Consider the following 12,939-nt stretch of genomic DNA (forward strand, 5'->3'; position numbering starts at 1 on the left):
AAGTAATAAAAACTAATATTAAAGACTGAAAAATAATTTATTCATAAGTGACGTCATTGGTTTAATCATGATTTGCATTCATTGCTAAGAACTTATTCCACATTCAACAGTGAATCCCCTTACTCAAACCGCTTCAAAGGCACTCCCGCAATCGCACGGAGCGAAGCGATAGACAACTGCCGGGCTACTGCCTCCGTCACGCCTTGATCAAGAAAATGGTCTTCGATTCTGACTTGCGCCTGAAAGTAAGCCATCTTTAGCGCCTGAGCTGTAGGCGCAAGGAGAGGGTCTGCACCCGACCAGCGATCAACGTTGCGGAACAGGTTTTGCTGCCAGGTCTCTAGCATGGTGGCTTCTGTAGCGGGCAGGCCTTTTGTCTGACCATAAAGGATGTTTTGGCGGCCTGCTGCTTCCTGCAATGCTTCTGTTTGTGTGATAGCAGCAGGATTGAGGTCCATCGCAATGGTTTGTAGCAACTGCACTTCGGGCCAAGCAGTAAAGGTGCCGCAGTTTTCTTGCTGAAGCAATCGGCGATAATCCCCCATTTGTTCGAACGCACTTTGGGTAGCTGCCGGATGCCGATCATTCACCCAGCAAGGCAGCAAGTAACTCACCGCTGGGGCCGCGTGTACGTAAAAGAGGTGAAGTAGAAGCTGATCCAGCCCTTGGTAAGCATAAGTAGCCCGATAATTGAACACGCTGGTGCTTACGCCACTATTCATATAAGCCGCCTTAATGGCATCATTCATCAATTGATTGACCTCTCCACTAGCACCTAAGCTCGTAAAGGAAAGGTAAGCTTGATAAGCCAACCCTATCGCTGTTTGATCGCCTTCAATCACTAACGGCGCGTTGGGGTCATAAGGCAGTTCACGAATCGCTAGCTGCAGCGCATTTTGCTTCTTAGTCGTATTCACATTTTGGTAAAAAGGAATCAACTGCTGGTACTTTCGTACCGTAAAATCTTGCGTGCGCATCTGTTCATAGGCCTGGGTGGTACCATTGCCATAATAACCATCAAGGCTACTTTGGTAGAAACCGCTATTCTTGAGCACGCGCTGTAATGCTATAACGGAATTTCGTTTTACATTACCTCTAATTTCTGGCAAGCGAGACACAGGCTTTTCCTCAGCTGAGCTTACCACACTTACTGGCTGCTCAATAGGAGATGTTGTTGGATTGTTGGTAGGCGTGGACGGAGCAGAAACATCAGGAGTGTTGGGGCGAGGAACAGTAGGTGGATTTTTGGTAATAATACCACTCTCTGAAACGTCCATTTCTTCTGGGCGGACAGGTGTTCCTGGCCCGCGTGTATCTGTTGGAGAAACCGTACTTTGATCCGAAAGATTCAAGGGAATAAGATCTTCTTTGATACCTGTAGCTAAATTGGTTACGGGTAATAGGCGGCCACTATTGACCATTTTCACAAAAGCATCTTCGAAACCTAGGCTACGGATACGAGGAAGTTGGGCTTTGGCTGTTTCCACATCGGGGAAGGTGCCTGTCAGTACTTTTACGGCACCATCGGCCAATAACACATTCAGAGAACCGGCCCTGCTCAAATCTTGCCAGTTGATCACTTTACTCGAATAACGGGTAGCAATCTGGATCACAGGCACGTCTATACCTTGCGTATATTTCCCCGGAAGGGCCTGGGCACTTGTAAAACCTTCGGCTTGTAATGCTTCCACAATCTCTTCTGCTGCGGTGATTTTGGGGTACTGCCCAAGAAAAACTTGTTGTAAATTGCCTTCGCCTGTTTGTACGTAAAGAAAGCCCAATGAACGGATTTTAGAAAAATCCTGAGGCCGGACTTCTACAAAAGAGCCTACAAAAGCGGTATAATAATCTTGGCCAGTCAAAGGCTGCCAGATGGAGAAACTGCCGAGCAGTAGTAAAATAAGAAGTTTGTTCATGCTATACTATTTTGGTACCAGGAGTAAGAGCATGTTTGGGACTTGCTCTAAATAGGGTTCGGCAAAATAAACGAATACATTATAGAAAAACGTATAGCTTGATAAAAAACGAAGCCTACCTTTAAACTTAAACGAAACTCAGAAGTCCAAGTTTCTGGTACTATATAGAAACATCAAGTCTATTAAACCCAAAAGCTGTTAATATTGCTGCCAGCCGATACTGATCAGGAAATTTTGCGTCTTATGCAAGAACCCGCCCAACGAGAGCGAGGCTTCCGACTGTTGGTGAATACCTATGGCGATCGGTTGTATCAGCATATTCGCCGCATGGTGCATAGCCACGAGGATACTAATGATGTTTTGCAAAACGCTTTGGTGAAAACCTATCGAGGTATCGAGCGATTTCAGGGCAACAGCCAGTTGTATACGTGGTTGTACCGAATTGCTACCAATGAAGCACTCACTTTTTTGGAACGCCGAAAAAGACAGCGGCGTTTATTTGTGAGCCCCGGCAATGATGATTATGTATTGCCCGAAGCTCGCGCAGAGTTACACATGGATGGCGCCTACGTGCGGGAGCGATTGGATCAAGCTATCGCCCAATTGCCGCCAAAGCAAAAAGCAGTGTTCAGCTTGCGGTATTTTGAAGAAAAAAGCTACCAGGAAATGTCCGACATTTTTACCACTTCGGTGGGAGCTTTGAAAGCCAGTTACCATCATGCAGTTAAGAAAATTGAAGCCCAATTAAGTAAATAAGAAACAGCACGAAAATAAAAAGCGATTTGGTTACGCCACTATTACGTGGTTGTTTTCAAACTAGTTGAATGAGCGATTCACTTAAAGCGTTTTAACTACTTTGAAAACATTGAGAAACCTCGAAGAAGCAGTGAAGCTAAATCGCAGTTTATTTTCCGCGCAATACTAAGATGAAAGAGCAAAAAAATATCAGGCAAGAACTCCGCGAACAAAAAGCGGAATACTTGTTAGAAAAACAAGGAAAAGTACCGCAATGGGAACTCCCGTCAGGCTATCTTGAACAGTTGACTGGCGAGGTACTGGATGCCGCCACCACTAAGCCAGAAATTGGTAAGGTTGTTCGTTTGAATCGCTTTTTACGGATAGCCGTAGCGGCGGCGGTCCTACTTGCAGTGGGTTACTGGTCCTGGTATCCAAATTCTGGAAATACCCTGACCGCTGCATCTGTGGAACCAGACTGGAGTGGTATTTCGACAGAAGACCTTCAGGATTACGTAGCGAGTAACCTCGACGATTTTGAGGTAGACCTGTTAGCTGCATCTGCTATTGAGGCCGAGAACGAAATGGTTCCAGGCAATGGTATCAGCACAGAAGCCATTGAGGAATACCTGGAAGCAGAAGACTGGTTGGACGAGATGGACGTTTCAGATTTTTTTGATGAAAATATTTAATAAAAAACGACAGTAAAGTTATGATAATGCAAAAACTATCGCTCCTGCTATGCTGCGTAATACTTACTTTGAGTATCCTGGCACAAGATGGTGACTGGGTGCCGGAGAATGATCAGATTCGTGCGCAGCGTGCGGCTTATATCACCCAACGTCTAAAACTAAACAGCACAGAAGCCGCCCACTTTTGGCAGGTGTTTAATGAATATGAGGAAGAAAAAGCAAGTCTCAAAAAATCTTTCCGCACAGAAAGGTCGCGGCCCACGACGGAGGCCGAAGCCGAGCAGTTAATCTTACGCCGACTCGAGCTAGATGAAGCCATGTTACAGCTAAAACGCCAGTTTTACATTGACGCAAAGACCAAGGTTCCGGCGCGTAAACTTATGCTGTTGCCCCAAGCAGAAACTGAATTTAAAAGAGATTTACTTCGTCAAATTCGAGATCGCCGACAACAATCTGGCAGAAGTAATGGCGGATAGCTACCAGACTTTTGTATCTTGTATGGAATGATTCATTTCTTTTGCTTTGTTTTGTAACAAATTAGCTGCTTTCTTACGTATAATATAGGAAGCCCCGAGAGGTAAGCTACAAGATTGATTCCAGTCCAACACAAAGATATGAATAGACGAAGAAAAGATGATTGGGACACCAGGATTGTTGACTTGGTAACCGCCTACGAAACAGGCGAGTCCACTGCTTTTCTGGATGTTGAAGCTTATCATGATTTAATAGAATACTATCAGAACGAAGAACAGTTTGAAAAAGCCCTCACAGTCGCTCGTCTTGCCTGTGAACAATACAAGTTCTCTACTGATTTTTATGTACAGCAAGCCCAGCTTTTAATCTATACCAATCGACATACCCAGGCGCTCGAGATTTTAGAGCTCGCCCTTACCTTTGCTCCTGGTGACTTTGAACTCAATTTGCTCTTAGCAGAGGCATTTATCCGCACCGGAAAAAACCAGGCAGGATTAGCACGCTTGGCTCCCTATAAATTGCAGGCAAGTGCGGAAGACCTGAGTGAAATACTACTGGTTGAATCGATAGCCTACGAACGACAAGGGCAATACGAGCACATGTTCTACGCGCTAAAAGCAGCCCTAGAGGCCGACTTGACCAATGAACGAGCCCTGGAAAGAGTGAGCCTTTGCACGGACTTCTGCCGCAAGCATGAAGAAGCTTGTGGGCTTTACAATAAGATTATTGACGAAGATCCCTATAATGCTTATGCCTGGTATTACCTGGGGCAAGCCCTCGCGTACTTGCGAAAATCAGAAGACGCGTTGGAAGCCTACGAGTACGCGTTCCTTGCTGACCCTGATTTTGAAGACGCTTACCTCGACTTCGCTGAGCTATCCTTCGAAAACCATCAGCCCGATAAAGCGCTTGAGACCTATAATGAGATGGCCGAACGGTTTGGCACCGATGGTGACTTACTGCTTCGTATGGGCAGTTGCTACCATGAAATGTACCAGCACGAAACGGCTATTGCTTACCTTGAGCAAGCCGCCCGTATTGAGCCGCACAATGATGAAGTGATTTTTAAGATTGGCGAATGCTATGCTGCCCAGGAAAAATGGGCTGTCGCATTGAGTTTCTTTCGTAAAGCTATTCGAATGAACGGCGAAGACGAAAACTATTACCAGGCATTGGCCGAAGCCGCTTTCTCTGTCAATGACTTCGACGCAGCAGAAAAAGCCTACGATGTAGCGCTCGATCTAGCACCAGACAATAGTCAACTATGGCTCGACCTCGCATGGTTTTACCTGGAAATGCTGAGGCCACAAGATGCATTAAGGGTGCTCGAAGAAGCCAACGAGACTTTATACGAAGCCGAAATTGCGTACAGTTATATCGCCTGTTTGCTTGCCGGTGGCCAACGCCAACAAGCTTTAGCCAAACTAGCCGAGGTCTTGCTGGACTATTATCCAGAACATACTTACCTCTTCGATTGGCAGCCACTGCTGCGCAATGATGCAGAGGTAAATGCGGTCATTAGTTTGTATAGGCCAGAGGTTTGATCAGTATTGCGCATAAAAACGAGATGGGCGCAAGGAAAAGCAAAAACCAGCCTGATGTTGACAAAATGCTGTGCGAGATGATGTCCCTGCGGGGCGAATATATAAAGGACCGCCAAGTGCGGCTCGAATGTATACCTAACAGAGCACCCAAGCTGCGACTCGAATTATTTCCTAACGAGACAGAGAAAATATCCAATTGGGATATTGAAAATGCGAACAGGAATGCGTAAAATGTGGCTAACTCAATAGTCCCTTCATTAATCAGAATCATTAATGCTTTATCAATTAGGAGAATATAATTCAAAGTCAAGCTTATCACTTCAAGCAAAGAATATAAGAAACCACTTGTTATCTAAACATGATTTTGAATCTGTCTTCAGGCTAATAAGTGAATATACAGAGCTAGAAGAAGAATCAATCATTATCCTTAGAAAGGCTATAAACGCAGGACATTGGGATTCCAGGTACGGCTTTAATTGGAGCCACTCTGAAGAATTGGACTTTTGGGAAGCCGTAATGAAACAATCAAATGGTCTAACAATTAGTAGACTACAACTGGTTCGAACTCAACAAATAACTGCTGATAAAAATATCGAAGAATTAATTATTGAGTATATAGCAATTCTTGAGGCCGCACCAAGTATGTACTATGAACTAATGAATAATGATTTAGTTGAAATATGGAAAACTAATAATAATCTAAAAGAAGCGTGTTTGACGGCAATGTTTAAAGATCTTTCTTTGGACATGGACTTAAAAGAATTTACAAAAGAAGTTGATTATCAAATCAATAATTATTATCCTGACAATGATATTCCTAACACTTTGATCGCTAAAATTGATGAAATGAAGGCAGCAAAGGCACAAGACGAAGCATAAAATATTCAGAATGTAATTGTGGTTTCCCTCTGGAAAGCATGATTTAGAACAACCAAGCGTGACTCAAATACACCCCTAATGGGATAGATTAAATACCAATGTGGTATTGAAAATGCGAGGAAGAATGCGTAGAATGGGGCAGAGGAAATAGAGGGTAGAATTCGCGCCCATCTTTGCATATACGTCCATGCCTCCGCAAGCTCCGGCACGGCGCATATGCTTGAGTTAGGCACCATTAATAAATTACGATATTTGATAAACAACATAATCCAAATACTAAATGAGCTTAACTGAATTAGTAGGTACACTCAGAGCTCCATTCGACCTTTTATTGTCAGAGGTTGGAGGTCAGGTTAATCAAGTTGCCAGTAATCGAATTTTAGAGTATCAAGTTTCTTCATTAGAAAGGTGTCTTTTTGTTAAGACTATTTTACACCGAGTTAAGCCAGTTAACCTTTTAGAAATATATTACAGGCAAGGAATCAAAACTCTGAATTCTGACAAAGATCCATGGGTGTTTAATACCGTTAAAGAATTATTAGAGAAGGAAAGGTATATCACCATTCTTGGTAGTGCGGGGTCTGGTAAGAGTACTATGTTAAAATATATATTTGTAAAGGCAATCGAGGAACAGGACAAGATTCCAGTATTGATTAAATTGAGACACTTATCAAATTATCAAGAAAGCTTTGAAGCATTTGTTTTCAATCGAGTTTTTAAACTATTCAACCTTGGAGTAAACGACAATGTCATAAAAAAAATGCTGGAAAGTGACCGATTCGTTTTTCTCTTAGATGGATTCGATGAATTGGTTAGTTCTCAGAGACAGAGATTAACAACAGAGTTAGATCAATTCGTACAAAAGTATTCTCTAAATAGTTTTATTGTCACGTCCAGACCATTTGTGGACATTGAATTATTACCACTTTTTGCAAATTATGAGATTTCTAGCCTTAGCAATGAAGACATCAAGAAATATATAAAAAAACAACTTCCTGCTGAAGAAGAGGAGTTAGTCGAAAAGATTATTGAGTCAATTGAAACAGTTCAAAGTTCTCCACTTAATGAGTTTTTGTCCAATCCACTGCTGCTTTCGATGTTCATTTTAACCTTTCAGAGTAATTCATCAATTCCTGAAGAGAAGAACATTTTCTATAGCCAGGTCATTGATGTACTATTTCATACACACGATAGTTTGTCCAAATTAGGTTATGAACGCCAACGAGAGAGTAACATACCTAGGAGCACATTTGATAAAGTGATGAGTATGTTCTGTTTCATATCACTCTTTGAGGAAGAAATACTCTTTACCCGTGATTATTGTAATGAGAAGTTTGATTTCATAAAAAGTAAACTTCAAGAAGTTAAATTCGATAATGATAAACTGATAGATGATCTATTGTCAGCGCTGTGTATTTGGACTAAAGAGGGTTATGAATATACGTTTGTACACAAATCACTTCAAGAATATTTTGCTGCTCTTTTCATCTCTAAGTTAGAACCTAAAGCAAAAAAGAAGGTCTTTGAGAAGGTCTTTGCGAGGCTTACAAATGTCAAGGTACATAGCGATACCGATCGTAGATTGGATTTTACACTGTTCAATTTTGTGTCATTGTTAAGAGAATTGAACGAAAAGGCTGTTACGGAAGAAATCGTAATTCCTTTTTTAGATTTTTTTGTTGAAGAAGTGATGAATAAATTTGATGGTGACAAAAGTGAAAGAGCATTTGCATTTGTCAACTCGACCTTTATTATTGGAAATATGATTCACCTGTTGGGGATGGAGCGAGGATTGGAGGTCGGTACAGAATTGTTTAGTATATGGGGAGAGTCAATTTCCAATATTGAATCAGTTAAGAATAATGGAGATGGGACTTTTGACTTAAAGATCGAACCTGATTATATGCCTAGGTGTGAGAAAATATTTCAAGCAGAGATTGATAGATTGAAAACTACCCTCCAAACAAAAATAAATATTGAAAATGACATTGTTGATTTATTCTAAGGTGTTGTAGTAATATACGGTGCCTAACTTAGGCTGTGCGACAATGCCCGCCAAGAGCTTTGTTCCACTCGGGCATATATTTGGGAAGCCACTTAAGCAAGGGTTTTCTACTTAGTCTGCGTTGCTGGGGTGGCGGGCACTGCGCCCAGCCCCGAATTCCGCATAACCCTTCGGGTAAATAGTATCCTAGGTATAAGAAAACATACTGGATGTATTAATGAAAGAATGCTTTTTAGCTTAACTTGCTGCTAGTGAAAATACGCTAATGCAAGCAACTGATTTTTGGCCCCTTAGGATCTGTTTTGTTTAGTCGATTTGACAAAGTACTCAAATTGACTTATTTTAGTAGGCTAAGAGCTGTTATATATAAAACAATAGAGCAGATGGGATTAATAATAGGAGAAGATGTGTTGTTGAATGCCAAGATGTCGCCAGACGATTTGTTGATAGAAATCGCAGTACACCTATATGACATAGGTAGATTAACTTTAGGCCAAGCCCGTAATATGGCGGGGCTTGACCAGATTTCGTTTCAATTGGAAATGTCGAAGAGAGATGTATTAATAAAGTACGAGTATGAAGATTTTCTAGATGATCTTGACTCAATTAAGGCATATAAAGAAATGAAAGAATAGTGGTAATAGTAAGAGCGATACAACAGCAATAACTAACTTGTTGAAAATAAAGTTATTACTGATAATGAAGGGGCTATATGGGGAAATATTAATCCCTAATGAAGTATATAAAGAATTAGCAGCCCTTTCGAAGCAGAAAAAAGTAATTGATTCCTATGACTGGATAAAGATAGTAGAGATAAAGAATCGGAATTTATACGAGGAGTTAAGAGAAAAGCTGGATAAAGGAGAATCAGAAGCGATCGTATTAGCCCTTGAGCTGAATTCAGATTTTCTTGTCATGGATGAGGCAAAAGGAAGAAGGATCGCAAGATCATACGGAATTAGAATAATTGGCCTTTTAGGTATTCTTGTATTAGCAAAAGAAGAAGGATTAATACCAAAGGTTGAGCCTTACATGAAGGATCTAAAAGAAAAAATGGGTTTCAGGATAAGTGAAAAACTCTATGACAATATCCTCGCTAAAGTAAATGAAGGATAAGGAAATTATGAATGTGCTGCACTCCGGCTACTACGTCCAGCCCTGAGCTGCGGTACGGCGCAGTAGCCGGAGTGCAGCCCCTACTCCCCCTTAGTCAACTCTATAAAGCCTTCAATTTTATCATTGTCGATGGTTACAGCGAGGTCGTAATGCTTGATCTGCCAACGGCCATTCTCAAAATGAGCGACGCCGGAGCCACGGCATGGCCCCATCCATGTTTCGAGCATTTCCTCCCACCATACATATTTGTTGTTGTCGCTAAAATAAAGTTCCCGATCATACGGCTTGAAAGCCCAGGCCGACTCGCGGTCGAAGGCAAATTGTGCCCATACATGGAAGGTGTCTCGCGGCCAACGTTCGCTGGCATCCGTACCCAGGTAGATGCCGTCTGCGGACATACTGCCAAAAAAAGTGTCCTCGTCGGCTTCGGCAGCAGCTACGTGCCAGGCATCTACGAATGCGTGTACACTATCAGCCAAGCTGCGTTCTTCCACGGTGCAGTTTTCTTTACGGCGGGTATCAGTCACCTGGTGGATTTTCCACCCTTCCGCCGTTTTGGACATCTGAAAAGCATTGGTACCACAATGAGACAATTCTCCATTAAGGAAAAAACTATACTCCGTCCAAGCCGTAGCCAGTGGCATATCTACTTCTATGACCTGAGAATATAGGCGTTCATCCAGCGTGCCAGCAGGATATGAAGCAATAGATTGCAACCATCGCTGGCTGCTGCCTTGTTGCATATAAGGTTTCCCTTCTTTGTCATAACCGACACTCTGCATCCGAATATCTGGATGAAGTAAGGCTGCAACGGATGTACTGTCAGCCGTACGCATACCATCAAACAAAGCTTTAATGACCTGTGCCACTTCTTCTTCGTCAGACATTGTTGTTTGTGAATAGAGTGCAGAAGTTGTAATGGTAAAAATTAATAGTAGTAATAGATATCTCATAGTGAGCGTTATTTTATTGGTCTCTAAATTAAGCTTACTCTTTAACATTCTGAGGATTAATCTTTGAGAATCAGCGAGGGCGTGTATTTTTGCAATCACTACGCCTCTTTTTGCAGTACCCTTCGGTAATCTATTGGCTACAGCAACATGTAGAACGTTGAGCATCTTGCGATGCCCTAATGTTCAGCAATAAAAAATCAAATGAAACTCCTTTATCTTCTTTCAAGTACCTTTTTATTGTTCTTTTACTTGACCAGTTGCCAGGTTCATCCGCGTGAACCCTTTTCATCAGCTCAGGTACCCACGACCCCTGATTATAGCCAGGATCGTTACTGGGCTGCATTGCCTTGGCGGCAAGATGCTGCCGATAAAACACCCGACGGACTCACCAACCAGCAAGCTAGTGCCAAGGTCGATGTGTTTTTCCTCCATCCTACCACTTATACCGGCAAGCGTGGTGACAAGCTGTGGAACGGCCCGGTAAAAGACGCAAAACTCAACGAACGGACCAACGATAGCCCCATCCAATACCAGGCTAGTATCTTTAATGGTTCCGGCCGGGTCTTTGCGCCCTATTACCGTCAGGCACACTTGCATGCTTATTTCACAGAAGATACCCTAAGCGCCAGACGTGCTTTTGACCTTGCCTACGATGATGTACGCAAAGCATTTCGCTATTATCTGGCCAATCACAACCAAAACCGGCCGATTATCATCGCCTCGCATAGCCAAGGTACTACTCATGCAATTCGTTTACTGAAGGAGTTTTTTGATGACAAACCACTTAGCAACCGGCTGGTAGCTGCCTACATTGTAGGAATTCCTGTCTTGAGTACAGCCTTTACAACTTTGGAGCCATGCCAAGACAGTACCGATTTGAATTGCTATACCGCTTGGCGCACCTACAAACGAGGCTATGAACCTACCCAAACCCACCCCGCTGTGGTCGTTACCAATCCTTTGACTTGGACACTGGAAGACACCTACGCACCAGCCAGCCTTAACGATGGTGCGGTGATTCGACCGTTTGAAAAACTACGCCCAGAAGCAGCTGATGCCCAGGTGCACGGCCCTGTATTATGGGCTTCGAAACCCAAATTCCCTGGCAGTTGGTTAATGATGACAAAAAATTACCATGTTGGTGATATGAATATTTATTACCAAAATATCAGGGAAAACGTAGCTTTAAGGGTTGCTGAATATTTAGCCCAAAAGTCCTAGTATTGCGCAAAAAATAAGTGAACCGTCTCTGAGGTTTTTCAAATAGCTGACACGCTTAAAATGAACCGCTTAGCCAGCTTTTTTAAAAACGACGGTTCACTTATTTTTGTGCTGTTCCTAATATTGCGTACTGTTCTTCCAATTCCTACTCTAACTTATATTTTTCTATGGATATCTATCAGCGAAAATCACGGCAAAAATGGTACCTCGCGATCTTAGGCTTGGTGATTATCCTTTTTTCGATCTGGTACACCAGCTATATGGCTGAACGATTAGCCGTTGTAGAGCAAAACAATACCCGCTTTTACGCCATTGCCCAAGAAGACTTGAGTACTTGGGATAATGAAGCGCAGGATTACTGTGATTATACATTACATTCGGAGATTCTACTTTCTAATACGATGATCCCTGTTATCATCGTGAACGAAAGTGGCGGAGTAGATTGGGGGGCAAACTGGGGCAGCGAAGAACGCGATACCAATAAGGTTTATTTGCAGAAAAAAATGCAGGAGCTTATTGAAGACGGAGCAGAACCCATCGAAGGCTACGGTACCCTCCTTTATTTTGGCGAAAGCAAAATACTAACACAGCTACGCTATTTTCCAGTCGTCCAATTTTTACTGATTGGCGGCTTTATTGTCTTCGGCTACATAGGCCTTAATTCTTCTCGTCGCTCAGAGCAAAACCGCGTTTGGGTAGGTATGGCCAAAGAAACAGCCCACCAATTGGGCACGCCTATTTCCGCCATCGTTGCCTGGATTGAACACCTAAAAATTCTTCGCCCTGAAGACGAGGAAACCATGGAGATTGTAGAAGAGCTACGCAACGACGTACAGCGCTTGGAATTGATCGCTGATCGCTTCTCAAAGATCGGTTCGGTTCCTAAGTTGGACCAGGTAAATATTTATGAAGAGTTAGGAAAGTGCAAAGACTATATGCAACGGCGGGCTTCTCGTAAGGTCAAATTTGATTTCCCTGACCCGATATTGAACCAACAAAATGTCGGTATTAATCCACCCCTATTTGAGTGGGTGATCGAAAACCTCTTACGTAATGCACTCGATGCAATGGGAAGCAAAGGAGAGATCAGTGCTGAAGTTTATGAAGATAGTCAATTTGTTTTTGTAGACATCACTGATTCCGGCAAGGGCATTCCTGCCAGTAACCATAAAAGGGTATTTCAGCCAGGGTTCACCACCAAGAAAAGAGGCTGGGGATTGGGCCTAAGCTTAACCAAACGCATTATCGAAGATTACCACGGAGGTAAAATTTTTGTCAAGCGTTCCGAAGAAGGCAAAGGGACTACATTCACCATAAGTCTTCCAAAGCAGACCGCTAAATAAGAACTTGTCAGGCACAGTAGCTGCTCATCAAAAGAAGCGAAACATAAGTCATCCCGAATTT

General features: G+C 42.7%; 12 protein-coding genes. 10 read left to right on the top strand and 2 right to left on the bottom strand.

Annotation, left to right across the window (positions count from 1 at the left end):
* Positions 1-119 precede the first annotated feature (119 nt).
* Positions 120-1,916, bottom strand: coding sequence for a peptidoglycan-binding domain-containing protein (locus ACRBG0_RS06145; protein ID WP_431486024.1), 1,797 nt, complete (start codon positions 1,914-1,916; stop codon positions 120-122).
* A 243-nt stretch (positions 1,917-2,159) separates the two neighbouring features.
* Here ACRBG0_RS06145 and ACRBG0_RS06150 point away from each other — a divergent pair, with 243 nt between their 5' ends.
* The 8 genes from ACRBG0_RS06150 to ACRBG0_RS06185 all read left to right on the top strand — a co-directional run bounded on the left by ACRBG0_RS06150 (position 2,160) and on the right by ACRBG0_RS06185 (position 9,361).
* Positions 2,160-2,672, top strand: a complete 513-nt coding sequence (locus tag ACRBG0_RS06150; RefSeq protein ID WP_431486025.1) for an RNA polymerase sigma factor — start codon at positions 2,160-2,162, stop codon at positions 2,670-2,672.
* A gap of 170 nt (positions 2,673-2,842) precedes the next feature.
* Complete coding sequence (locus ACRBG0_RS06155) at positions 2,843-3,343, top strand: hypothetical protein (RefSeq protein WP_431486026.1); 501 nt, start codon at positions 2,843-2,845, stop codon at positions 3,341-3,343.
* A gap of 26 nt (positions 3,344-3,369) precedes the next feature.
* The gene (locus ACRBG0_RS06160) at positions 3,370-3,819 is read left to right on the top strand and encodes a hypothetical protein (protein WP_431486027.1); all 450 of its coding nucleotides are present in this window, start codon (positions 3,370-3,372) and stop codon (positions 3,817-3,819) included.
* A 138-nt stretch (positions 3,820-3,957) separates the two neighbouring features.
* Positions 3,958-5,361 (top strand): tetratricopeptide repeat protein, encoded by a 1,404-nt coding sequence (locus tag ACRBG0_RS06165; RefSeq protein WP_431486028.1) that lies wholly within the window; start codon positions 3,958-3,960, stop codon positions 5,359-5,361.
* 273 nt (positions 5,362-5,634) lie between these two features.
* On the top strand, positions 5,635-6,240 hold the full coding sequence (locus ACRBG0_RS06170; RefSeq protein ID WP_431486029.1) for a hypothetical protein: 606 nt from the start codon (positions 5,635-5,637) through the stop codon (positions 6,238-6,240).
* Positions 6,241-6,520: 280 nt separating this feature from the next.
* Entirely contained in the window at positions 6,521-8,245 is a 1,725-nt protein-coding gene (locus ACRBG0_RS06175) for an NACHT domain-containing protein (protein ID WP_431486030.1), read from the top strand.
* 383 nt (positions 8,246-8,628) lie between these two features.
* Positions 8,629-8,880 carry a UPF0175 family protein gene (locus tag ACRBG0_RS06180; protein ID WP_431486031.1) on the top strand — a complete coding sequence of 84 codons (252 nt, stop codon included), beginning with the start codon at positions 8,629-8,631 and terminating at the stop codon, positions 8,878-8,880.
* Positions 8,881-8,920: 40 nt separating this feature from the next.
* Positions 8,921-9,361 carry a DUF3368 domain-containing protein gene (locus ACRBG0_RS06185; RefSeq protein ID WP_431486032.1) on the top strand — a complete coding sequence of 147 codons (441 nt, stop codon included), beginning with the start codon at positions 8,921-8,923 and terminating at the stop codon, positions 9,359-9,361.
* Positions 9,362-9,441: 80 nt separating this feature from the next.
* Here the strand turns inward: ACRBG0_RS06185 and ACRBG0_RS06190 are convergent, their stop codons facing one another.
* Positions 9,442-10,314 carry a nuclear transport factor 2 family protein gene (locus tag ACRBG0_RS06190; RefSeq protein ID WP_431486033.1) on the bottom strand — a complete coding sequence of 291 codons (873 nt, stop codon included), beginning with the start codon at positions 10,312-10,314 and terminating at the stop codon, positions 9,442-9,444.
* Between the two features lie 201 nt (positions 10,315-10,515).
* On the opposite strand from ACRBG0_RS06190, the gene ACRBG0_RS06195 reads away from it, so the two are divergent.
* Both ACRBG0_RS06195 and ACRBG0_RS06200 read left to right on the top strand, forming a co-directional pair.
* Positions 10,516-11,535 carry a DUF3089 domain-containing protein gene (locus tag ACRBG0_RS06195; protein WP_431486034.1) on the top strand — a complete coding sequence of 340 codons (1,020 nt, stop codon included), beginning with the start codon at positions 10,516-10,518 and terminating at the stop codon, positions 11,533-11,535.
* A gap of 167 nt (positions 11,536-11,702) precedes the next feature.
* Positions 11,703-12,878 (top strand): sensor histidine kinase, encoded by a 1,176-nt coding sequence (locus ACRBG0_RS06200; RefSeq protein ID WP_431486035.1) that lies wholly within the window; start codon positions 11,703-11,705, stop codon positions 12,876-12,878.
* Positions 12,879-12,939: the final 61 nt, after the last annotated feature.

Origin of the sequence: Lewinella sp., from assembly GCF_050633125.1 — a bacterium.
Classification (GTDB): domain Bacteria; phylum Bacteroidota; class Bacteroidia; order Chitinophagales; family Saprospiraceae; genus Lewinella.